This window comes from Kitasatospora sp. NPDC004289 (assembly GCF_053602875.1).
This window is the reverse complement of the sequence record NZ_JBSGEL010000013.1, coordinates 58,167-80,113: the sequence shown is the minus strand read 5'-3', so window position 1 is coordinate 80,113 and position 21,947 is coordinate 58,167. Positions and strand designations below refer to the sequence as shown.

24 protein-coding genes are annotated in these 21,947 nt (G+C 73.1%); 4 read left to right on the top strand and 20 right to left on the bottom strand.

What is annotated here, in order from left to right:
• Positions 1-4: 4 nt before the first annotated feature.
• The 6 genes from ACWEPF_RS11555 to ACWEPF_RS11530 are packed head-to-tail and all read right to left on the bottom strand — an operon-like array spanning position 5 to position 4,340.
• The gene (locus ACWEPF_RS11555) at positions 5-706 is read right to left on the bottom strand and encodes an NADH-quinone oxidoreductase subunit J family protein (RefSeq protein WP_452172415.1); all 702 of its coding nucleotides are present in this window, start codon (positions 704-706) and stop codon (positions 5-7) included.
• Complete coding sequence (locus tag ACWEPF_RS11550) at positions 703-1,248, bottom strand: NuoI/complex I 23 kDa subunit family protein (RefSeq protein ID WP_345278874.1); 546 nt, start codon at positions 1,246-1,248, stop codon at positions 703-705. The genes ACWEPF_RS11555 and ACWEPF_RS11550 overlap by 4 nt, the downstream gene beginning before the upstream one ends.
• A complete protein-coding gene (locus ACWEPF_RS11545) occupies positions 1,248-2,192 on the bottom strand; it encodes a complex I subunit 1/NuoH family protein (RefSeq protein ID WP_345278954.1) in 945 nt (314 codons plus the stop codon). The genes ACWEPF_RS11550 and ACWEPF_RS11545 overlap by 1 nt, the downstream gene beginning before the upstream one ends.
• Before the next feature lie 11 nt (positions 2,193-2,203).
• Positions 2,204-3,331, bottom strand: a complete 1,128-nt coding sequence (locus ACWEPF_RS11540; RefSeq protein WP_452172414.1) for an NADH-quinone oxidoreductase subunit C — start codon at positions 3,329-3,331, stop codon at positions 2,204-2,206.
• Positions 3,328-3,942: an NADH-quinone oxidoreductase subunit B gene (locus ACWEPF_RS11535; RefSeq protein WP_345278878.1), complete on the bottom strand. Its 615-nt coding sequence runs from the start codon at positions 3,940-3,942 to the stop codon at positions 3,328-3,330. The genes ACWEPF_RS11540 and ACWEPF_RS11535 overlap by 4 nt, the downstream gene beginning before the upstream one ends.
• Positions 3,933-4,340, bottom strand: coding sequence for an NADH-quinone oxidoreductase subunit A (locus ACWEPF_RS11530; protein WP_345278880.1), 408 nt, complete (start codon positions 4,338-4,340; stop codon positions 3,933-3,935). Before ACWEPF_RS11530 ends, ACWEPF_RS11535 begins: the two co-directional genes overlap by 10 nt.
• A 227-nt stretch (positions 4,341-4,567) precedes the next feature.
• Between ACWEPF_RS11530 and ACWEPF_RS11525 the strand changes: the two genes are divergently transcribed.
• Positions 4,568-5,719, top strand: coding sequence for a sensor histidine kinase (locus ACWEPF_RS11525; RefSeq protein ID WP_452172413.1), 1,152 nt, complete (start codon positions 4,568-4,570; stop codon positions 5,717-5,719).
• A 3-nt stretch (positions 5,720-5,722) separates the two neighbouring features.
• Here ACWEPF_RS11525 and ACWEPF_RS11520 read toward each other — a convergent pair whose 3' ends face one another.
• From ACWEPF_RS11520 to ACWEPF_RS11510, 3 genes are all read right to left on the bottom strand, one after another.
• Positions 5,723-6,094, bottom strand: coding sequence for a helix-turn-helix domain-containing protein (locus ACWEPF_RS11520; protein ID WP_452172412.1), 372 nt, complete (start codon positions 6,092-6,094; stop codon positions 5,723-5,725).
• Complete coding sequence (locus ACWEPF_RS11515) at positions 6,091-6,465, bottom strand: type II toxin-antitoxin system RelE/ParE family toxin (RefSeq protein WP_452172411.1); 375 nt, start codon at positions 6,463-6,465, stop codon at positions 6,091-6,093. Before ACWEPF_RS11515 ends, ACWEPF_RS11520 begins: the two co-directional genes overlap by 4 nt.
• Positions 6,466-6,578: 113 nt before the next feature.
• Positions 6,579-7,628, bottom strand: coding sequence for a S1C family serine protease (locus ACWEPF_RS11510; protein ID WP_452172468.1), 1,050 nt, complete (start codon positions 7,626-7,628; stop codon positions 6,579-6,581).
• 227 nt (positions 7,629-7,855) lie between these two features.
• Here ACWEPF_RS11510 and galE point away from each other — a divergent pair, with 227 nt between their 5' ends.
• Positions 7,856-8,821: a UDP-glucose 4-epimerase GalE gene (gene galE, locus ACWEPF_RS11505; RefSeq protein ID WP_452172410.1), complete on the top strand. Its 966-nt coding sequence runs from the start codon at positions 7,856-7,858 to the stop codon at positions 8,819-8,821.
• Positions 8,822-8,828: 7 nt separating this feature from the next.
• Here the strand turns inward: galE and ACWEPF_RS11500 are convergent, their stop codons facing one another.
• The gene (locus tag ACWEPF_RS11500) at positions 8,829-9,425 is read right to left on the bottom strand and encodes a hypothetical protein (protein WP_452172409.1); all 597 of its coding nucleotides are present in this window, start codon (positions 9,423-9,425) and stop codon (positions 8,829-8,831) included.
• A 17-nt stretch (positions 9,426-9,442) separates the two neighbouring features.
• A complete protein-coding gene (locus tag ACWEPF_RS11495; protein WP_452172408.1) occupies positions 9,443-11,746 on the bottom strand; it encodes an outer membrane protein assembly factor BamB family protein in 2,304 nt (767 codons plus the stop codon).
• A 384-nt stretch (positions 11,747-12,130) separates the two neighbouring features.
• Between ACWEPF_RS11495 and ACWEPF_RS11490 the strand changes: the two genes are divergently transcribed.
• On the top strand, positions 12,131-12,772 hold the full coding sequence (locus tag ACWEPF_RS11490; RefSeq protein ID WP_345278893.1) for a TetR family transcriptional regulator: 642 nt from the start codon (positions 12,131-12,133) through the stop codon (positions 12,770-12,772).
• Positions 12,773-12,980: 208 nt separating this feature from the next.
• Here ACWEPF_RS11490 and ACWEPF_RS11485 read toward each other — a convergent pair whose 3' ends face one another.
• The 9 genes from ACWEPF_RS11485 to ACWEPF_RS11445 all read right to left on the bottom strand — a co-directional run bounded on the left by ACWEPF_RS11485 (position 12,981) and on the right by ACWEPF_RS11445 (position 20,938).
• Positions 12,981-13,925, bottom strand: coding sequence for a beta-ketoacyl-ACP synthase III (locus ACWEPF_RS11485; protein ID WP_345278894.1), 945 nt, complete (start codon positions 13,923-13,925; stop codon positions 12,981-12,983).
• Positions 13,926-14,056: 131 nt separating this feature from the next.
• On the bottom strand, positions 14,057-14,989 hold the full coding sequence (locus ACWEPF_RS11480; RefSeq protein WP_452172407.1) for a L,D-transpeptidase family protein: 933 nt from the start codon (positions 14,987-14,989) through the stop codon (positions 14,057-14,059).
• Between the two features lie 298 nt (positions 14,990-15,287).
• Positions 15,288-16,451: an aminofutalosine synthase MqnE gene (mqnE, locus tag ACWEPF_RS11475; protein ID WP_345278898.1), complete on the bottom strand. Its 1,164-nt coding sequence runs from the start codon at positions 16,449-16,451 to the stop codon at positions 15,288-15,290.
• Between the two features lie 53 nt (positions 16,452-16,504).
• The gene (locus ACWEPF_RS11470; protein WP_452172406.1) at positions 16,505-17,467 is read right to left on the bottom strand and encodes a threonine ammonia-lyase; all 963 of its coding nucleotides are present in this window, start codon (positions 17,465-17,467) and stop codon (positions 16,505-16,507) included.
• A gap of 4 nt (positions 17,468-17,471) precedes the next feature.
• On the bottom strand, positions 17,472-17,933 hold the full coding sequence (locus ACWEPF_RS11465) for an Lrp/AsnC family transcriptional regulator (RefSeq protein ID WP_110672680.1): 462 nt from the start codon (positions 17,931-17,933) through the stop codon (positions 17,472-17,474).
• A gap of 120 nt (positions 17,934-18,053) precedes the next feature.
• Positions 18,054-18,701: a UbiX family flavin prenyltransferase gene (locus ACWEPF_RS11460; RefSeq protein WP_345278902.1), complete on the bottom strand. Its 648-nt coding sequence runs from the start codon at positions 18,699-18,701 to the stop codon at positions 18,054-18,056.
• A gap of 31 nt (positions 18,702-18,732) precedes the next feature.
• Positions 18,733-18,885, bottom strand: coding sequence for a hypothetical protein (locus ACWEPF_RS11455; RefSeq protein ID WP_452172405.1), 153 nt, complete (start codon positions 18,883-18,885; stop codon positions 18,733-18,735).
• Positions 18,886-18,924: 39 nt separating this feature from the next.
• Positions 18,925-19,488, bottom strand: a complete 564-nt coding sequence (locus tag ACWEPF_RS11450) for a hypothetical protein (protein ID WP_452172404.1) — start codon at positions 19,486-19,488, stop codon at positions 18,925-18,927.
• 100 nt (positions 19,489-19,588) lie between these two features.
• Positions 19,589-20,938 (bottom strand): condensation domain-containing protein, encoded by a 1,350-nt coding sequence (locus ACWEPF_RS11445; RefSeq protein ID WP_452172403.1) that lies wholly within the window; start codon positions 20,936-20,938, stop codon positions 19,589-19,591.
• Positions 20,939-21,188: 250 nt separating this feature from the next.
• On the opposite strand from ACWEPF_RS11445, the gene ACWEPF_RS11440 reads away from it, so the two are divergent.
• Positions 21,189-21,929: a cyclase family protein gene (locus tag ACWEPF_RS11440; protein WP_452172402.1), complete on the top strand. Its 741-nt coding sequence runs from the start codon at positions 21,189-21,191 to the stop codon at positions 21,927-21,929.
• Positions 21,930-21,947: the final 18 nt, after the last annotated feature.

The window sequence follows — 21,947 nt, the reverse complement described above, 5'->3', positions numbered from 1 at the left end:
CGCGTCAGTGCTCCTTCGGGGCGGTCGGCTGCTGCGCGGTCGGCTGCTGCTGGGTCGGCTGCTGCTGGGTCGGCTGCTGCTGGGTCGCCGTCCTCGGGCTGGTCGCCTTGCCCGCGCGGAGCTTGCCGGCCCGGGGGCGGGGCTTGCCGCCGTCCTTGCTGCGGGAGAGCACGATGGCGCCGACCAGCGCGGCCAGCAGCAGCACCGAGAGCGCCTCGAAGGGCAGCACCCAGTGCCGGAACAGGTACTGGCCGGTGGCCCGGGCGCTGCCGCCGCCCGCGCCCAGGTCGATCCAGGTGGTGCGGAACGCGTCCACCACCAGGGTCACCAGCACGGCGGCGGAGCCGAGGCCGACCGCGAGGGCGGCCCAGCGGTTGCCCGAGTCGGCGTCCGGGGAGCGGCCGATCGGGGCGCGGGTGAGCATCAGTCCGAAGAGGACGAGGACCACCACCGAGCCCAGGTAGATCAGCACCTGCACCCAGGCGATGAACTCGGCGGTGAGGAGCAGGAACTCCACGGCCAGGCCGCCGAGCGCGACCACCAGCCAGAGCGCGGCGTGCACCAGCTGACGGGTGGTCACGGTGAGCACCGCCGCACCCAGCACGGCGACGCCGACCAGCAGGAAGACGATCTCCGCCCCGGTCGGGGAGAGGAAGGAACGGGTGGCCGGCTCCAGCGAGCCGACGGCGGTCGAGAGCGGGCTCACTGGTCGTCAGCCTCCTTGGCGAGCGCTGCCGCCGCCTTCTCGGCGGCCTTGCGGGCCATCGCGATCTCCTTGGGCTCCTCGGCCGCCGGGTCGAGCGCGGGCGGTGCGGGCACCGTCCACATCCACTCGCGCAGGCGCTCCTTCTCGTGGGTGAGCTCCAGGATGTCGGTCTCCGCGTACTCGAACTCCGGGGACCAGAACAGCGCGTCGAAGGGGCAGACCTCGATGCAGATCCCGCAGTACATGCAGAGCGAGAAGTCGATCGCGAAGCGGTCCAGCACGTTGCGGGTGCGGGCGCGGGCGTTCGGGTCGGCGGCGGGCAGCGTCTCCTTGTGGGAGTCGATGTAGATGCACCAGTCCGGGCACTCGCGGGCGCAGAGCATGCAGACCGTGCAGTTCTCCTCCAGCAGCGCGATCACCCCGCGGGTGCGGGGGGCGAGCTCGGGCTGGACGTCCGGGTACTGCGCGGTGACGGTCTTCTTCGTCATCGTGCGGAGCGTGACGGCGAGGCCCTTGGCCAGGCCGGAGCCGGGAAGCTTCATTACTGGATCGCCACCTTCACGATGCCGGTCAGCGCGAGCTGGGCCAGGGCCAGCGGGATCAGCGTGGTCCAGGCGAACTTCATCAGCTGGTCCTCGCGCAGGCGGGGCCAGGTGACGCGCAGCCAGATCACCACCAGGGCGAGGGCGAAGGTCTTGACGATCGTCCAGAGCCAGCCGAGCTGGTCCTCGAACGGGCCGTGCCAGCCGCCCAGGAAGAGGACGGCGGTGAGCGCGGAGACGACCAGGATGCCCGCGTACTCCGAGAGCAGGAAGAACGCGAAGCGGATGCCGGTGTACTCGGTGTACGCGCCGAAGATGATCTCGGAGTCGGCCACCGGCATGTCGAACGGCGGCCGCTGGAGCTCGGCGAGGCCCGCGACGAAGAAGACGAAGGCGCCGGTGATCTGCCACGGCACCCACCACCACTGGAACCCCTCCAGGATCCCGGGGAGCGAGAGGGTGCCGGCCGCCATCGCCACGGAGGCGGCGGCCAGCAGCATCGGCAGCTCGTACGCCATCAGCTGGGCGGCGGTGCGGAGCCCCCCGAGCAGGGAGAACTTGTTGGCCGAGGCCCAGCCCGCCATCAGGGAGCCGAGCACGCCGACGCCCATCACCGCGAGCACGAAGAAGATGCCCGCGTCGACGGTCTGGCCGACGAAGCCGTCCGGGCCGACCGGGATGACGAGGAGCACGATCAGGTACGGCAGGAGTGCGACGGCCGGTGCGAGCTGGAAGACGCGGCGGTCGGCGTCGGCCGGGACCACGTCCTCCTTCTGCACGAACTTCACGCCGTCGGCCACCAGCTGGGCCCAGCCGTGGAAGCCACCCGCGTACATCGGGCCGAGGCGGCCCTGCATGTGCGCCATCACCTTGTGCTCGGTCTGACCGATCACCAGCGGGGCGACCAGGAAGACCACCAGCACCGCGACGCAGCGCAGCAGCATCTCGAGGAGGCTCACGCGCCCTCTCCTTCCTGCGGGCCGGACTCGGCGGCGGGCTTGGGCTCGACGGCGGACTCGGGCTCGACGGCGGGCTTCGCCTCCGGCGCGGGGGCGGGCTTCGCCTCCGGCGCGGGGGCGGGCTCCGGCTCGGGCGTCGGCGTCGGCGTCGGCGTCGGCGTCGCGGGGACGGCCGGGGCGCCCGGGCCGCCGCTGACCGGCGGGGCCGGGGGTGCGGGGCGGGTCGGGGCGGCGGCCGGCTGGTCGGTGGACGGGGCCGGGTTGTGCCACGGGGCGTCCGAGGAACGGGGGGCCGGACGTGACGGTGCCTCGGTCGGCGGGGTGTCGGCGGTCTGGCTCACCGAGCCGTCGCTGATCGACCTGGTCCGGCGCGGACGCGGTGCGGCCTCGGTGGCCGGTGCGCCCTCTCCCGCCTGGCTGACGGAGCCGTCGCTGATGGAGCGGGTCCGGCGCGGACGCGCCTCCGCACCCTCGGCGGCGGCACCCGCCGCACCGGCGGCGGCGCGCGGCGTACGGGCGGCGCGGGCCGGGCGTTCGGCGACGGGCGGCAGGGTGCCCTTGAGCGGGCCCCACTCGTTCGGGTCCGGCACGCCGGCCGGCTGCATCTTGCGCCGGGCCGGGCCGTCGCCCTCGCTCTCGCCGGGCTCCTTCGCGCCGGGCCAGGCCTTGGCGACCCGGGCCGCGAGCACGAACTCCTTGCGCAGCGGGTGGCCCTCGAAGCCGTCCGGCAGCAGCAGGGTGATCAGGTGCGGGTGGCCGGTGAAGTCGATGCCGAACATCTCGGCCGTCTCCCGCTCGTGCCAGCCCGCGCCCGCGTACACGCCGATGGCGGTGGGCAGCGCGGCGGCGTCCCGCGGCACGCGGGTGCGCAGCAGCAGGTGGCGGACCGGCCCCGACCCCGCGTCGGCGAGGTGGGCGGCGACGGAGAAGCCGTCGGCCAGTTCGTCCACGGCGCTCAGCCAGTCGAAGAAGGCGAGGCCGAGCACGTCGCGGGCGGCGGTGAGCGCCTCGATCCAGCGCTCGGCGGGCACGTCCACCGTCAACAGCTGGTACGCCTCGGCGGCGGTGGCCCACTCGCCGAACACCTCGGTGGCGTTCTCGGCGGTGATCTGGGGGTGCGTCACTTCTGCTCAGCCTCCGGGCCGGCCACCAGCGGGCGGCGCAGGGCGGCGTCCGGCGCCGCGTACCGCTGCGGCAGCGACTCGGCCGCGATCTTCTCCTGGAGCTTGAGGATGCCCTGGAGCAGCGCCTCCGGCCGCGGCGGGCAGCCGGGCACGTAGACGTCGACCGGGATGATCTGGTCCACGCCCTTGGTGACGGAGTACGAGTCCCAGTACGGGCCGCCGGAGTTGGCGCAGGCGCCGAAGGAGATGACGTACTTCGGCTCGGGCATCTGCTCGTACAGCCGCTTGACGGCCGGGGCCATCTTGTCGGTGACGGTGCCGGAGACGATCATCAGGTCGGCCTGGCGCGGGCCGGGGGCGAACGGGATCACGCCCATCCGGATGAAGTCGTGCTTGGCCATCGAGGCCGCGATGAACTCGATGGCGCAGCAGGCCAGTCCGAAGTTGAAGCACCAGAGGCTGTACCGGCGGCCCCAGTTGAGCACCACCTTGACCGGGTCCGGCGCCAGCCGGGCCAGCGGGCCGACCTTGCGGACCTCCACCGCACCGGGGTTGGCCGGGTCCGGGATGCCCAGGGGCACCGGACCGCCGTGGTTGTGGCTCAGGTCCATTCCAGAACGCCCTTCTTCCAGGCGTACAGCAGACCGACCGCCAGGAAGCCGATGAAGACGAACATCTCGATCAGGGTGGCCGCGCCGTACCCGGGGTCGGCGAAGACCGTCGCCCACGGGAAGAGGTAGATCGCGTCCACCGCGAAGATGACGTAGAGGAACGCGTAGACGTAGTAGCGGACCTGGGTGTGCGCCCAGCCCTCGCCCACCGGGTCGACGCCGCACTCGTAGGCGAGCAGCTTCTCCGGCGAGTGGACCACCGGCCGGAGCAGGCGGTTCACCGTGAACGAGACCGCGACGAACAGCGCGCCGACCACGGCGAGCAGGCCGACGGCCGCGTAGGCGTCGAAATAGCCGGCTCCCGCAGCAGGGTCGGCAGCGGCCAACTGCCCCTCCATGCGTCCGCCTCTCTTCTTCTACTACTCACGCGTCCCAGCAATGTCAGAGCGTGAGTCTATGTGCACCGCCCCCTACCGCCAGACCGTGCCCGACCTGCAAGACACCGGATGGACAGGAGGGGGTGGGGATATCCCCACCCTGTGGACACCCGCAGCCCTCATGGCCCGCTGCCCTCCCGACCCGGGATGCTCGACCCGGAAGATCTACTGAGAGGCTTGGGCACGTGATGAAGGAGAACCAGAACCTCCGCCCCCCGCTGTACGGCAAGCTGATGTGGCGCCAGGTCCAGCACCTGCTGCTCAACCTGCCTGTGGGGGTCCTCGGGTTCGCCGTCACCGCGGTGCTGCTGGTCGCCGGGCTCGGCCTCTCCATCACCGTCATCGGCCTGCCGCTGCTCGCCTTCGGCCTCGGCGTCAGCCGCTCGCTCGGCGCGCTCGGCCGGCGCCGCTCCGCCCTGGTGCTCGGCACGCCCCCGGTGGTCGCCGCACCGCCGCAGCTCACCCGCCCCGGGATGGCCGGTCGCGTCACCGCCCAGATCACCGACTCGCTGTCCTGGCGCTCCGCCCTCTACTGCCTGGTGATGGTCCCCTGGGGGATCCTCTCCTTCGCCCTCACCCTGGTCCTGCTCGTGGTGGGCTGGCCGGTCCTCCCCTGGGCGATGCGCTTCCTCTTCGCCACCGACCGGGTCCTGACGGACAGTCTGCTGATGCCGAGCGCGCTCTCCGAGCGGGTCCGCGAACTGGAGGACGACCGGGGCGTGGTCGTCGACACCGCCGCCGCCGACCTGCGCCGCATCGAGCGCGACCTCCACGACGGCGCCCAGGCCCGCCTGGTCGCCCTCGCCATGGACCTCGGCCTGGCCAAGGAGAAGCTCACCGAAGACCCCGCCGCCGCGGCCGTCATGGTCGACGCCGCCCACGGCGAGGTGAAGCTCGCCCTCCAGGAGCTCCGCGACCTCGCCCGCGGCATCCACCCCGCCGTCCTCACCGACCGCGGCCTGGACGCCGCCCTCTCCGCCGTCGCCGCCCGCTGCACCGTCCCCGGCGGCGTCACCGTCCACGTCGACCTCCCCGACCGCCCGGCCTCCGCCGTCGAGGGCATCGCCTACTTCACCGTCAGCGAGCTGCTCACCAACATCTCCAAGCACGCCCACGCCACCACCGCCACCGTCGAGGCCTGGCGCTCCGACGACCGCCTCATCCTCCAGGTCAAGGACGACGGCCACGGCGGCGCCACCCCCCACCCCAACTCCGGCCTGGCCGGCCTCACCGACCGCGTCACCGCCGTCGACGGCCTCCTCCTCATCGACAGCCCCACCGGCGGCCCCACCACCATCACCGTCGAACTCCCCTGGCACACCCGCACCCACCGCGGCTGAGGCTCAGGCAGCGGCGTCCCGCCCACCACCCGGGGGTGCCTCGTCCGGCCCCCGGGTGCCCCGTGCGGTGAACACGAAGGCCGAGGCGTCGCCGTCGAGGGCGATCGTCAGCGAGGCCTCCAGCGCCTTCGCGAGCCGCGTGAGCACCGGCAGGGTCGGCACCGAATCCCCACCCTCGACGTTCGAGATCTGCGGCTGCGTCATCCCGGCCCGTCGCGCCACCTCGGCCTGGGACAGGCCCAACTCCGTCCGGCGGTCGTACACGGCCTGCCCCAGGGCGAACGCGTAGCCGGCCTCGACGTAGGCCTGGGACTCCTCGACCGTCTCGCCCAGGAGCTTCCTGGTCCTGCGGGTCTTCCACTCCGCGTGGTTCACGGTCTCTCCTCCTCAGTCCGGTCCCAGTCGTGCTCCGCAGCACCGTGCCGGGCCTCACAGAGCCGCTGCGCGGCGCGGGCCCGGTCCACCTCTGCGGTCTCGCGCTGTCGGGTCTTGCGGAAGACCGTCAGCAGAACGATCCGCTGATCGGACGTCAACCAGTACGTGATGCGCACGGCATTGCCGTCCATGACGAAGCGGAGCTCTCTGAGCTTGCCGCCCAAGTGCCGCGCGTAAGGCTCGCCCAAGGTGGTCGGCTGGGCCGCGAGCATGTCCGCAGCGCGCTCCGCCTTGTCGTACTGAGCATCCGGCAGCTGTTCCAGCCACTGTCGGACTTCCGGTTCGATCTCGATCCGCCAGAGGTCGGCCACGCAATCCAGTATATGGAAATCTGTATAGCCGGGCCATTCCCGACGTGACCGGGCCCGGCAGGCCTGCCCTTGCGCGGGTGTGGGCCTGCCGGGCCCGGGGTCTTGAGGGGGTGTCAGCCCTGGAGGGTGCCGAGGGTGACGTCGGTGGTGGTGGTCTTGCCGTCGCGCTGATAGGTGACGGGGACCTTGGCGCCGGGTTGGAGGGCGGCGAGGGCGGTGGTGAGGCTGTTCATGGTGGTGATGGGGGTGTCGCCGAGTTTGGTGATGACGTCGCCGGGCTGGAGGCCGGCGTTGGCGGCGGGGCCGCCGGCGGTGACGGAGGCGATGACGACGCCCGCGGGGCGGAAGTCGGCGTCGAAGTAGGTGCGGGCGGTGATGCCGAGGGCGGCCCGGCCGGAGTTGGTGACCTTGCCGTCCTTGATGAGCTGGTCGGCGATGCTGGTGATGGTGGCGGCCGGGATTGCGAAGCCGATGCCGGGGGCGGCGCTGCCGTTCATGTCGGGGTCGGTGGCGGCGAGGGTGTTGATGCCGATCACCTGGCTGGAGAGGTTGACCAGGGCGCCGCCGCTGTTGCCGGGGTTGATGGCGGCGGAGGTCTGCACCATGTTGCCGATGGTGGCGCCCGGGGAGTCGCCGCCCTTGGGTTCGGAGACGGTCCGGCCGGTGGCCGAGACGATGCCCTGGGTCACGGAGGAGGAGAGGCCGAGCGGGCTGCCCATGGCGAGGGTGATCTGGCCGACCTCGACCTTGCCGGAGTCACCGAAGGCGGCGGGCTTGAGACCGCTCGGCGGGTTGGTGAGCTTGATGACGGCGAGGTCGGACTCGGGGTAGCTGGCGACCAGGGTGGCGTCGAGCACCTTGCTGCTGTTGGCCAGGGTGACGGTGAAGGTCTTGGCGGTGCCGACCACGTGGGCGTTGGTGACGACGTGGCCCTTGTCGTCGTAGACGATGCCGGAGCCGAGCCCGGTGCCGGTGGTGATCTGCACCACCGAGGGCAGCACGTTGGCGATCACCTTCTGGTAGTCGTCCTGGAGCGAGTTGGAGCTCGACGGCGCGGCCGCCGTGGAGGAGGCGGAGGACGACGCGGAGGAGGACGCCGAGGACGAGGAGGAACTGCTGCTGGTGCAGCCGCTGACCAGGGCGACGGCCGCCAGCAGGGCCATCCCGGGGAGCAGCAGCCGGGGCCCGGTGGGGCGGGGGCCGGCCGGGATCGGGCGGGTGGGTTCCTTCTTGGGGTGCACCTGGGATTCCTCCGGTTCCGTGCGCGGGCGACTGCCGTCGGGCCTGGGCAGCTTTGGCAGGATTGCACCTTTATGTCCCGATATCCCGAACCGACGCGCTGTCAGCCGCCGCTCCCGGAGCGGTGCGTCGGCGGCATAGGCTCTCGGACATGACCTGGTTGATCACCGGCGGAGCCGGTTACATCGGCGGACACGTCGTGCGGGAGCTGGTCGCGACCGGGCGGCGGGTGGTCGTGCTGGACGACCTGAGCAGCGGCTCCCCGTCCCGGCTGCCCGGGGGCGTGCCGCTGGTGGTCGGCTCCACGCTGGACCGGGCGGCGCTGGACGCGGTGATCCGGGAGCACGGGGTCACCGGCGTGGTGCACGTCGCGGCCAAGAAGGCGGTCGGCGAGTCGGTCGAGCAGCCGCTGCGCTACTACCGGGAGAACCTCACGGGCCTTCAGACCGTGCTGGAGGCGGCCGTGGACGGCGGCCTGCGGCACGTGCTGTTCTCCTCCTCGGCCGCCGTCTACGGCATGCCGGACGTGGACCTGGTCACCGAGGCCACCCCCTGCGACCCGATGAACCCGTACGGCGAGAGCAAGCTGGCCGGCGAGTGGATGGTGCGGGCCGTCGGCCGTGCCCACGGCCTGTCCACCGTCTCGCTGCGCTACTTCAACGTGGCCGGCACGGCCGCCCCGGAGCTGGCCGACGACGGGGTCTCCAACCTGGTGCCGATGGTGCTCCAGCGCCTGACGTCCGGTCGGGCCCCGCTGGTCTTCGGCGACGACTACGCCACCCCCGACGGCAGCTGCGTGCGCGACTACATCCACGTCGCGGACATCGCCTCCGCCCACCTGGCCGCCGTCGAGCGCCTGGAGGCCGCCGAGGAGCGGCTCGCGCTCACCCTCAACATCGGCCGGGGCGAGGGCGTCTCGGTGCTGGAGATGGTCGCCGCCATCGCCCGGATCACCGGCCTCGACACCCCGCCGGAGATCGCCCCGCGCCGCGCCGGGGACCCGGCCAGCGTGGTCGCCTCCGCCGAACTGATCCACCGTGAGCTCGGCTGGAAGGCCGCCCACGACCTGGACTCGATGATCACCTCGGCCTGGGAGGCCTGGCGGCGCCGCGGCTGACGCGGGCTCAGCAGTCCGATCCGACGAGGGCCGGAGGCGGGCCCTGGACGCCCAGCACCAGGCGGTAGCAGCGCTTGGCGGTCAGGTGCATCGGTACCGGCGACGAGGTGTAACCCCGCTCCACCCGCAGCCGCACCTCGACCGACCAGCCCGGCCCGGGCCGGACGTCGCTCAGCTTGACCTTTCCGGCGGCCGCCGCGGACGCCAGGCTGTCCTTCGGCACGCCCTGGGTGTAGTCCAGGCCCGCGACCGAGGCGACGAACGCCTCGGCCGCCCGGTCCGCCTCCGCCACCGCCCGGGTCTTCGCGTTCCGTTCCCGCGCGGCGGAGGCCACCACCGCGCCACCGGCCGCCAGCACCGGCAGCAGGGCCACCCCGACGCAGCCCAGTGCCCACCCCTGCCGCCGGCGGTCACGCCGACGCCGCCGCCGGTGCGCCGCCTGTTCCAGCTGCTCGGCCAGGTCCGGGAGCTCCGGTCTCGTCCAGGCCTTCGACTTCGAAGCCTTGGGCTCCGAGACCTTGGGCTCCGTGGCCTTCGGCTCCGAGACCTTGGGCTCCGAGACCTTGGGCTCCGAGACCTTCGACGCCGTCTCCATCTCTGTCATCCCCCCGCTCCGCCCCGTCAGTTCGGTACGGCCGTGCCGTAGAACGCGTCCAGAGCGTAGACGCACCGGTCCTTGGAGCCGACGAAGACCCTCCCCCCGACGGCCACCGGGGAGCCGGTGAGCTCGCCCTTGGTGCCGAGCTCCCAGCGGAGCTGACCGGTGCTCAGGTCCAGGGTGTGCAGGGAGTGGTCCCGGCTGCCGAGGTGGACCAGGCCGTCGGCGACGGCCGGGGTCCCCACCAGGTCGCCCCGGGCGCGGTAGCGCCAGCGCTCGTGGCCGGAGGCGGTGTCGAAGGCGTGCAGGGTGTCCCCCGCGCCGACCAGGGCGGTGCCGCCCGCGACCACCACGGGCTCGGCGCCCTGGCGGCTGCCGGTGCGGCCGCGCCAGCGGTCGCGGCCGGTGGCGGCGTCCAGCGAGTAGACGGTGCCGAGGTAGTCGGCGACGTAGACCGCGCCGTTGTCCACTGCGGGCGGGGTGAAGAGCACCACGGCCGCCTCGAACCGCCAGCGCTCGGCACCGGTGGCCGCGTCCAGGGCGAAGACCCGGGTGCCGGAGGTCAGGTAGAGGGTGCCGGCGTGCTCGACCGGGCGGGAGGGAACGCCCTCGCCGACCGGGATGGCCCAGCGGATGCCGCCGCCGCGCGGGTCGACGCAGCGCAGCCGTCCGCCGCCGTGGTAGTACATCGCCCCGGCCACCAGGGCCGGACCGGACTGCGGGTTCTCGTAGTCCTGCTGGGCGTCGTCGGCGCGCCAGAGCTCGGCCCCGCTGGCGGCCGAACGGAGCTGGACGCCACCGCCCCTGACACCGCAGCAGAGCACGCCGTCGGCGGCGTCCAGGGAGTAGATCCAGCCGTCCAGCGAGTTGCGCCAGCGCTCCGTGCCGTCCCGGACGTCCACGGTGTACAGGTGCGGGCCGTCGGCGGCGTGCACCCGGCCGGAGTCCACGGCGAGTGCCCAGGCCACGTCCCGGGTCTTGTAGCGGCGCTGGCCGGAGCCGATGTCGAGGGCGTGCACCTCGAAGCTGGAGACGAACAGGGTGCCCTCGGCGACCACCGGGGTGCCCCAGACGTCGTTGGACATCCGGAACCGCCAGGGACGCCAGCGCGGAGCCGGCGGCTCGGCCTCGGCGGGCTGCCCGGCCCCTGCGGGCGTCGCGCGGCGCACCCAGTCGGTGCCCGGTCCGGCCATGCCGCCGGGCGCCGCCTCGGCCCGGGGGCCGGGCCCTATCGGCACCGCCGCCCCGGCCAGCCGGACGGCCCCCTGGGCCGGCGCGCCGTGGTCCGGAGCCCCCTGGCCGGGGACGCCCTGCGGCGGACGTCCCGCGATCTTCTCGGTCGCCCGCTCGTACGGCTGCCCGTGCGGCTGGGGCTGGGGGTGCGGCTGGGGCTGGGGCTGCGGGACGGGGGCCGGCACGGGCGGCGGCGGGGTGGGCCGCCGGTTGCGCTTCTGCTCGATCAGGTCGATCGCGTTGACGGGCAGCCAGTCCCCCGCCTCCCCGGCCGCGTCGTCCCGCGAGAACAGGTGCGGGGCCAGCTCGGCCTGGATCTGGGCCGGGGTCGGGCGCTGGTCGGCCTCCTGCCGCATGCAGGCCCGGACCAGGTCGTGCAGCTCGGCCGGAAGGCCGGTCAGGTCGGCCTGGTCGCGCAGCAGTTGGAAGACGGTCTCGACCGGGTTGGCGCCCCGGTAGGGGGCGTGGCCGGTGGCGCAGAAGACCAGCAGCGAGCCGAGCGAGTAGACGTCGCTGGCGCCGGTCACGCTGCGGCTGTCCTTGGCCTGCTCCGGCGACATGTAGGCGGGGGTGCCGACCGCGACGTTGGTCATGGTGAGGCGGGAGCTGGAGACCCCGGCGGCGATGCCGAAGTCGATCACCCGCGGGCCGTCCTCGACCACCAGCACGTTGGAGGGCTTGAGGTCGCGGTGGACCAGCCCGGCCGCGTGGATGGACTGCAGGGCCTCGGCGATGCCCGCGATCAGCCAGCGGACGGCGTCCACCGGCAGCGGCCCGCAGTGGGCGACCAGGTCCTCCAGGGAGGGCGCCGGGACGTACGCGGTGGCCAGCCAGGGCACCCGCGCGTCGGCGTCGGCGTCCACCACGGCGGCGGTGTAGAAGCCGCCGACCGTCTTGGCCGCCGCGATCTCCCGGGCGAAGCGGACCCGGAACAGGTCGTCCTCGGCCAGTTCCGCCCGCACCGTCTTGATCGCCACCCGGCGGCCCGAGGCGGAGCGTGCCAGGTAGACCAGACCCATCCCGCCCGCGCCGAGCCGCCCGAGCACCTCGAAGGGCCCGATCCGCCTCGGATCGTGCGCCGAAAGCTGGTCCACTCCGCAGCCACCTCCCCGTCCTGCCGCCACCCGGTCGGGGGCGCGACGCCCCCGATTCTCCAATGCCCGCCCCGCCTGATCCAATCTCCCCCGCCGCAGCCCCGTCCGGGGCGGGTTCCGGCCTTCCCGGACGGGATCTGACGGACCGACGGACGGCGGTGGCCGACCGGCCGCCGACGGGCCCGCAATCGGAACAGCAGGCTCCACTACGGTCACTCTGCGCCACCCGACGGAGCCTCAGCCGACGACCCGTCACGCTGGGGTCCCGTCAGCTCACGGGGGGGAACGGTCGCGGGCATCCGGAGCTGAATATCCATCAACCCGGGCGGGCTAATAGTCGCATCACCGAATCGCGCCAAGATCTTGCCACGGTAAGCTGACGGCATGACAGGACAAGTTCGCACCGTCGACGGTCGCGTCGCCGGGCGACGCGGACAGGAGACGCGGCAGAAGCTGCTCGACTGCCTCCGCGAGATGCTCAGCACGTCTCCGTACCGGGACGTCAAGGTCATCGACGTCGCCCGGATGGCAGGCACCTCCCCCGCGACCTTCTACCAGTACTTCCCGGACGTCGAGGGCGCAGTCCTCGAAATCGCCGAGGAAATGGCCGAGGACAGCGTCGAGCTCAAGGAGCTCGTCGATGGAAAGTCCTGGGCGGGAAAGACCGGTGTCACCACGTCGGAAGACCTGGTGGAGGGTTTTCTCGCCTTCTGGCGCAAGAACGATGCCATTCTCCGAGTCGTCACTCTCGGTGCGGCCGAAGGGGACAAGCGGTTCTTCAAGATCCGCATGAAGGTCCTCAACTCGGTGGCCGGGCCCCTCGCCGAGGCCATCTCGGCGAACCAGGGGAAGACCGACAGGTCGGTCGACGCCTCCGGACTCTCCGGGGCCCTGGTCTCGCTGCTCGCCTCGGCGGCCGAGCACGCCAAGGCCTTCACCTCCTGGGGAGTGAAGGCCAAGGACCTCAAGCCCACGCTGGCGCTCCAGGTCTACCTGGGCGTCACCGGCAAGAAGCCGCCGAAGTAAACCACCCCGTCCACGCGTGCTCCGTCCCGGTTTCCTGTCCGGGACGTGCCGGACGCCGGCCGTGTCCTCGGGGGAGGTTGGCCGACCGCCACACCGCGCAGCACGCCCGACCAACGCGAAGGACCCCGGGCCCGTGAGGGCCCGGGGTCCTTCGCCGTCCCGGGGGTGCGTCCCGGGAGTACAGGGGGGTGTGGACGCCGAGGGGGCGTCAGGGGCAGCGGACCACCTGGCCGGCGTAGGCCAGACCGCCGCCGAAGCCGAACAGCAGCACCGGGTCGCCGCTGCGCAGCTCGCCGCGCTCGACCAGCTTGGAGAGCGCCAGCGGGATGGAGGCGGCCGAGGTGTTGCCGGACTCGACCACGTCCCGGGCCACCACCGCGTCCTCGGCCAGGCCGAGCTTGGCGGCGATGGCGTCGATGATCCGCAGGTTGGCCTGGTGGGCCACGAAGCCGCGCAGCTCGGACGGCTCCAGCCCGGCCTTGGCGCAGGCCTGCCGGGCCAGCGGGGCGAGCTGGGTGGTGGCCCAGCGGAAGACGGTCTGGCCCTGCTGACTGATCGTCGGGTCCCAGCCGGTGATGACCACCGCGTCGCCCTTGTCCGGTTCCGATCCCCAGAGCACCGGGCCGACGCCCGCCCGCTCGTCCGGGACGGCCTCCAGCACCGCGGCCCCGGCCCCGTCCGCGAAGATCACGCAGGTGGTGCGGTCGGACCAGTCGATGGTGTCGGACATCCGCTCGGCGCCGATCACCAGCGCCCGGGTGGCGGAGCCGGCCCGGATCGCGTGGTCGGCGGTGGCCAGCGCGTAGGAGAAGCCGGAGCAGACAGTGTTGATGTCGTACGCGGCCGGGCTCTTCACGCCGAGGCGGGCGGCCACCGCGGCGGCCGTGTACGGGCTGCGCTCGGTGGCGGTGCAGGTGGCGACCACCACCAGGTCGATCTGGTCGGCCATCAGACCGCTGTTGGCCAGCGCCTTCTGGGCGGCCTCGGTGGCGAGGTCGACGAGGGTCTCGTCCTCCGCGATGTGGCGGGTGCGGATCCCGACCCGGGAGCGGATCCACTCGTCGTCGGTGTCGACCAGCGTCGCCAGGTCGTCGTTGGAGAGGACCTTGGGCGGCTGGTAGTGGCCGAGCGCCACGATGCGGGAGGCGGTCATACCACCCACTCAACAGCGTTACCGGCGGGTCGCCCGGTCGCGCACCGGTACAACGTACGAGGTCGGAAGCTGTAGGGGCTGCACAACTCCCCCGGGATCAAGCCTCCGTCCGGGGGTGCCCCGGGGTGCCGTCAGGCGGCCATGGTGGCCGCGTCGGCCATCACGATGGCCGGCTTGGCGGCCGGGTCCAGCGCCTTGATGAGTTCGACCATCTGCGCCTCGGGCAGCGAGATGCAGCCGTGGGTCGGGCCGCCGTGGTCCACGTGCAGCCAGATGCCGCCGCCCTTGGCCACGCCCATCGGGTACTTGGTGGAGAGCGGGGAGGTGCCGGGCACCCGGTTGTAGTTGATCGCCACCACGTAGTCGAAGGAGCCGGCCAGCTGCTCGCCGTTGAAGCCGGTGCCGCCGATCACGAAGGCCTTGTCCTGGTCGTACGGCAGCTTGGAGCCCGGGTCCGCCTTGCGGCCGCCGGCGTCGGTCAGGGCGAAGACCCCGACCGGGCTGCGCAGGTCGCCCTGCTTCTTGTCGGTGGTCCAGCCCTTGGCCGCGTTGTGGCCCTGCCAGCTGGCGCCGGGCTTCCAGCGGTTGTCGGCGGTCCTGGTCCAGAGCACCACGGTGGTCTCGGTGGCGTCGCCCGCCTTGCCGGTGGCCACCACCAGCTGCCGGGTGTCGGCGGAGATCTGGGAGGCGAACTTGGGGCCGATGCCGGGGATCGCGTCGAAGGTGCCGTCGCCCCGGTCGGAGCGGTTGGCGGCGGGCTGCTCGGCCCGCTGGTCGGCCTTGGCCTGCGCCGGGTCGGCGGACGGGGCGGCCGTCGACGCACCGTCAGGGAGCGGCCGGTCCGGCACCCCGGCGGCGGTCACCCGGGGCTCGGCGTTGCCCGGCCCGACGGTGAACCAGCCGGAGACCGCGGCCAGCAGGAAGGCGGTGGAGCCGAACGCGGCCTTGCCGCCGTGGCTCTTCTTCTTGGGCTTGCGCCGGTGTCCGCGCGGCCGCGCGCCCTCCTCCAGGGTCGTGGGGGCTGCTGCCCCGCCTCGAGGTTTGGCGCGATGGGAACCGGACATGGGGCGATCCTTCCAAAGCCACGGGCCGGAACGGAACCCTTGGCGTGTGGTGAGCCTGTGAGCATACGCGGCCGGGGGCGTCTTGCGGGTCGGCGCGGATGAGACCGCGTCGTCGGGGTGCGTGCATCGGCGCCGCCGAGGAGGGAGTCCATGCGGAGCATCGGCGACTGACGAGAAGGCGTCGAGGTGCGTGCACCGACGACGCGGTCTCATCCGCGCCGACCCGCAAGACGCCCCCGAGGGATACGCACCGTCCCCCGGTGCGGGTTGCCTGCCGGGGGACGGTGTGACGCGCGTATCAGAGGCGCATGGCCTGCGGGGTCTCCCGGCGGTTCAGGTCGGGGCCCTCGTACTCGCGGATGACCTCGTAGCGGGTGTTGCGCTCCACCGGGCGGAAGCCGGCGTCGCGGATCAGGTCGAGCAGGTCGTCGCGGCCCAGCTTGTTCGGGGTGCCGAAGTTGTCCGCGTCGTGGGTGATCTTGTACTCGACCACCGAGCCGTCCATGTCGTCGGCGCCGTGGCTGAGCGCCAGCTGCGCGGTGGTGACGCCGTGCATCACCCAGAAGACCTTGACGTGCGGGACGTTGTCGAAGAGCAGCCGGGAGACCGCGAAGGTCTTCAGCGCCTCGGCGCCGGTGGCCATCTCCGTACGGGCCATCAGCTTGTTGCGGACCACGCCGTCCTTGGAGTCGTGGAAGTCGTGCTGGTACCGCAGCGGGATGAAGACCTGGAAGCCGCCGGTCTCGTCCTGGAGCTCACGCAGCCGCAGCACGTGGTCGACCCGGTGCCGGGGCTCCTCGATGTGGCCGTAGAGCATGGTGCACGGGGTCTTGAGGCCCTTCTCGTGCGCCAGGCGGTGGATCCGCGACCAGTCCTCCCAGTGGGTCTCGTGGTCGACGATGTGCTGGCGGACCTCCCAGTCGAAGATCTCCGCGCCGCCGCCGGTGAGCGACTCCAGGCCGGCGTCGATCAGCTCGTCCAGGATCTCACTGGCCGTCAGACCGCTGATCCGCTCGAACCAGTGGATCTCGGTGGCGGTGAAGGCCTTCAGCGAGACGTTCGGCAGCGCGGCCTTGAGCTCGCGCAGGCTCCGCGGGTAGTAGCGCCAGGGCAGCGTCGGGTGCAGGCCGTTGACGATGTGGAGCTCGGTCAGCGAGTCGACCTCCATCGCCTTCGCGAGCCGCACCGCCTCCTCGATCCGCATGGTGTACGCGTCCTTCTCGCCCGGCTTGCGCTGGAACGAGCAGTACGCGCAGGAGGCGGAGCAGACGTTGGTCATGTTGAGGTGGCGGTTGACGTTGAAGTGGACGACGTCGCCGTTCTTCACCGTCCGCACGTGGTGCGCCAGACCGCCGAGCCAGGCCAGGTCGTCGCTCTCGTAGAGGGCGATGCCGTCCTCGCGGGTCAGCCGCTCACCCGCGTAGACCTTCGCCTCCAGCTCGCGCTTGAGCCCTGCGTCCATGCGGTGCCCCGCCTCCTCGTGCCTCGGTTATCAAGCCGGGAACGAGCCTACGCCTATGGAGCGAGCAGCTCGGCCAGCAGCCCCGGGTCGACGTTGCCGCCGCTGACCACGGCGGCGAAGACCCGGCCGTCGAGCTCGGCCGCACGGTGGAAGTAGGCGGCCGGGGCGACCGCTCCGGAGGGCTCGGCGACCAGGCGGCCGCGGCGGGCCAGCAGGGCGACGGTGGAGCGGATCTCCTCCTCGGAGACGGTCACGATGTCGTCCACGTAGGCCTGGATGTGGTCGAAGGGCAGCACTCCGACGCTCGGGGTGCGCAGCCCGTCGGCGATGGTCCGGTAGGTGAGGTCGGTGGACCAGCTCAGCCGCTCGCCGGCCCGGAAGGAGGCCTGGGCGTCGGCGGCCAGCTCGGGCTCGACGCCGATCACCCGTACGCCCGGGCAGGCCAGCTTGAGCGCGGCGGCGGTGCCGCTGATCAGGCCGCCGCCGCTGACCGGCACCAGCACGGTGTCCAGCTCGTCCGGGGCGTCCTCGGCGATCTCCAGGCCGACGGTGCCCTGGCCCGCGATGATGTACGGGTCGTCGTACGGCGGCACCCAGACGTACCCGTGACGCTCCGCCAGCTCGGCGGGCAGGGTGTCCCGCTCGCCGGGGGCGACCAGGATCACCTCGGCGCCGAAGGCCCGGGTGTTCTCGACCTTGACGGCGGGTGAGACGTCGGGCATCACGATGACGGCCTTGATGCCGAGCAGTTGGGCGGCGTAGGCCACCGCCTGGGCGTGGTTGCCGCTGGACTGGGCGACCACGCCGCGGGCCTTCTCCGCCTCGCTCAGCGCGGAGAGGCGGTTGTACGCCCCGCGCAGCTTGAACGCTCCGGTCGGCTGGAGGCTCTCCGGCTTGAGCCAGAGCCGGCGCGTGCCGTCCTCCGCCCACGGGGCGGGCAGCAACGGCGTGCGCACCGCCACTCCCTCGATGCGCTGCTGCGCGGCGCGCAGCTCCTCCAGGCCGACCAGTGCCATCGCTCTACTCCCCCGATTCCAAAGGCAGTTCGCTCACCCGGTTCTCCCACTTGGTGGAGAGCACCACGGTGGTCCTGGTGCGGGCCACCCCCTTGGTGCCGGAGAGCCGCTTGACCACCGACTCCAGGCCCTCCACGTCGGAGACCCGGACCTTCAGCATGTACGAGTCGTCACCCGCGATGAACCAGCAGTCCTCGACCTCGCCGAGGTCCTTCAGCCGGTGCGCCACGTCCTCGTGGTCGGCCGCGTCGGTCAGCTGGAGGCCGATCAGCGCGGTCACCCCGAAGCCCAGCGAGGCCGGGTTGACGGTGGCCCGGTACCCGGTGATCACCCCGGCCTGCTCCAGCCGGTTGATCCGGTCCGTGACGCTCGGCCCGGACAGGCCTACCAGGCGGCCGAGTTCGGCGTACGAGGCCCGGCCGTTCTCCCGAAGGGCCTGGATGAGCTGTCTGTCCACCGTGTCCATGTATCCGCCCGCGTCCTTCCGAACCTCTCCAGACCCACAGATCATTATCCGGTTTCAAAGGCGACATGCTCAGATCGACCCGGATATCTCAGAGAACATACCTTCCCATCGGGCGCCCGCTCACCCGACCTTCCCACCCTCGCCCAACTCTCCCTCCCAACGCCGGTAGAGCGCGTGCGGCACACCGACCGCGTCCAGCACCCGCCCGGCGACGAAATCGACCAGCTCGCGGGCGGTCGACCCGCCCGCGTAGAAGCCCGGTGAGGCCGGCAGCACGACGGCGCCCTGGGCGTCCAGCTCCACCAGGTGCCGGAGCGTCACCCCGCTGAGCGGGGTCTCGCGCAGGCAGACCACCAGCGGGCGGCGCTCCTTGAGGGTGACGCTGGCGGCCCGCTGGAGCAGGTCCTTGCTCAGGCCGAGCGCGATCCCGGCCACCGCCCCGGTGGTGGCCGGCACCACCAGCATCCCCTTGGCCGGGTACGAGCCGCTGGACGGGCCGGCCGCGAAGTCGCCCGCCGGCCAGTAGCGGACGCCGTCGAGGTCCCCGCTCCCCAGCCACGCGGCCAGGTCGTCCCGCCAGTGCGCGTCCCGGAAGGCGATGCCGGTCTCGTCCAGGATGGTGAGCCGCGCCGCCCGGCTCACCACCAGGTCCACGGCCTCCCCCGCCCCCAGCAGCGCCCGGATCACGGAGGCGGCGTACGGCGTCCCGGACGCTCCGGACACCCCGACCACCCAGGGCCGGCGGACGTTCTGCTGATCTGTGCTCATACCGGGCACCTTAGAGCCCGGCGCCGGCCGCTCACCGGAGCCGGGTGGCCACCACCGTGCTCAGGTCCGGGGCCAGCCTGAGGTCCACCGCGCGCAGGGCCGGATGGCCCAGCCAGTGCAGCCGGGCGGTGTCCGGCTCGCCCTGGTACCGGGGCGGCCACTCGTTCGGCAGCTCCGCGAACACCTCGGCCGCCGGCGCGGCCCGCCCGGCGTTGTCGGCGCTTCACTCCGCGCGGCTGCGGGGCGAACCGTCCGGGGCCAGCTCGATCAGCTGGACCCTGCCGTCCCCGGTCCGGATCCGGATCCGGTCCGGGCCGTCCCAGGCGGCCTCCAGCAGGGCGCCGTCGTCCGAGTCGCCGTTGAACCGGCCGAGGTGCCAGCGACGTTCGGCGAGGCCGCTGCCCTGCTCCAGGTAGACCATCCAGAGCGGGTCGATCAGGTCGCGGCCCTCCTCCACCACCAACTGGCGGTCGGCGCGGGCGGGCGCCGCGTGACGCTCCGTCGGCTTCCAGTCGGAGCGGGTGAACTGGTACGCCGGAATGCTGAAGAAGGCCAGCCCGATGACGGCCACCAGCACCGTCGCCCTGGCCCCGTCGTCCCGCAGGCAGACCATCGCCGCGGCCGTCAGCACGACCACCGCCGCGACCACCCAGTCCACCGGCCGGTCCAGCTCCTGGATCAGCACCAGCCCGCCCCGGTGGGTGGCGATGCTCCCGATCACCTGGGCCACCACCATCAGCCCGACCGCCCCCAGCAGGGCCCGCACCGTCTTCCGACGCGCCGTCACTCCCGGCCCTCCCTCGCCCGTCGGTACCGGCTCGGCCGTCATCCCCATGTCTCCCCCCACCGCACGTCCGTTCGTGTGGGGTGAGGGTACGTCAGGAGGGTCACAGCGCGGCGGCCTCGGCGATCACCGTCCGCTCGATGCCGCGCAGCAGGCGCTCCACCTCGGCCGGGGCGAACAGGCGGGAGTCGGCGGTCATCGCGATCTCCAGGCCGCCCGGCTGGTCGGCCATGTGCAGGACGTAGCTGACCCGGCCGCCGTGGTCGGTGGCGGGCTGCCAGGTGAGGGTGGCGGCTGGGGCGGCGGACGGGTCCCAGGAGGGGTCCGGGGCGGGGAGGGGAGCGACGCGCTGGTCGTTGTACCAGCAGGAGCGCTCGAAGACCACGCCCGGATCCTCGGCGTACGGGGCGAGCTCGGCCTCCAGGGCGCTCTTGTCGTAGTAGGCGCTGCGGTAGGTGGCCAGCGAGGCGCGCTTGGTGCGGCCGAGGAGTTCGGCGAAGTCGGCGCCCTCGGTGTCGATGGCGAGGTAGCCCTCCATCGCGAGCGGACCGGTGGCGCGGGCCAGGCCGTTGTGGAAGCGGTTGTTGACCATCAGTTGGAGGCCGCAGCGGCCGGTGCCGGCCCACTCGGCCACGGTCAGCGCGGTGGCGGCGAGCAGCACGGTGGGCGGGGTGGCCCGGACGGCCGGGCAGAGCCGCGCCAGGGCCTGCGGCAGGGCCGGGGAGAGCAGGTGGGCGCGGCGGTAGGGCGGGTCCTCGGGGGCGGGGGTGAGCGCGGCCGGGTCCTTCGGGGCACGGGCTCCGGCGGCGGCGGTGCGCCAGTGCCGGCGGGCGGCCGCGTCGAGCCGCTGCCCGCGGGCGGAGCGCTGCTCGGCGGCCTGTTCCAGCGGCTGGAGTTCGGCGGCGGAGGCCTCCCGGACCTGTTCGCGGCTCGCCCCGGTGGCGAGCGCGACCAGGTCCTCCATCAGCCGGGGCAGGCCCCAGGCGTCGGCGGCGGTGTGCGAGAAGACGGCGGCCAGGTGGTGCACCAGCCCGTCCTCCACGACCACGCCGAACCGGGCCTGCCACTCGCCCGCGTAGTCGAAGGCCCGGCCCCAGAGCTCCTGCCGCAGCTCGGCGCCGATCCCGGCGGCGGTCTCCGCGGTGCCCGCTCTCAGGTGCAGCGGGGCGCCACCCTCACCGTCCAGCTGCTGGCGCAGCTCGCCGCCGGGGGTCTCCACCACCCGGGTGCGGAGGGCGTCGTGGACGTACAGCAGCCCGCCGAGGGCCTGACGGACCGTCTCCAGCGGCAGCGGCGGGGAGACCGGGCCGTCCATCGGGACGTTGTAGGCGTGGTCGCCGGGGCGGATCGCCCGGAGCGCGTGCCAGATCGCGTACTGGCCCCAGGTGACGGGGCCCTCGCCGCTGCGGGCCCCGGTGCAGCTGACCCGCTGGGTGGTGGCTTCGGTCTTCACCGGACGTCCCTCCGGGCGGCGGGAGGCACCGCCCCGTGACTCGACTGGAGTGCGCCGCGTGCCGGGCGGACGACCGGGAGGGATGCCTGGAGCCGAACAGCCCTGCACCACAGGGGTGTTGACGAACCATTCGGGGCTCGCACCCCCGTCCGGCTCGCCCGGTAACCTACCGACCGCCCGATCGCCGGGCAAGGGATCCGGGAGGGCGCGGCTCCGCCCCGGGCGGCGCCCATGGGCCAGGATGGTGGGCATGACGGCGACGCTGATCGACCTCACCCATCCGGTCACCACCGGCATGCCGGTCTACCCCGGGGATCCGGAGGTGGTGGTGCGGCCCGCCCTGACCACCGCCGCCGACGGGGTCAACGTGCTGGCGCTGCACCTCGGTTCGCAGTCCGGGACGCACGTGGACGCGCCGTACCACGTGGACGTCACCTGGCCGACCCTGGACGGGCTGCCGCTGGCCCTGTTCACCGGCCCGGCGGTGCTGGCCGACCTGCGCGGGCTGGAGCCGCGCAGCGCGGTGACGGCCGCTCAGCTGGCCCCGGCCCTGGCCGGGGCGGCGGAGGGGAGCGTGCTCCTCCTGGTCACCGGCTGGGCCCGGCACTGGGGCACCGACCACTACCTGGCGCACCCCTACCTCACCCCGGAGGCCGCCGGGGCGGTGGTCGCCGCCGGGATCCGCTCGGTCGGGGTGGACGCGCTGAGCATCGACCTCACCCCGGAACCGGCCCCGGCCGACCCGGCGGTGGCGGCCCTGCTGGACGCCCTCGCCGACGAGCACGACCCGGCGCCGGAGCCCGGATCGCTGGCCGCCCACCGCGCGCTGCTCGGAGCCCCCGGCGGGGCGGTGGTCTGCGAGAACCTGACCGACCTCACCCCGCTGCTGGAGGCCCGGGACGCCGGCCTCCCGGTGGCGGTCTCCTTCTTCCCGATCCGCCTCACCGCCGCCGACGGCGCCCCGGTCCGGGCGGTGGCCCGCCTGGGCTGAGCGCGGGCGACCCGACGG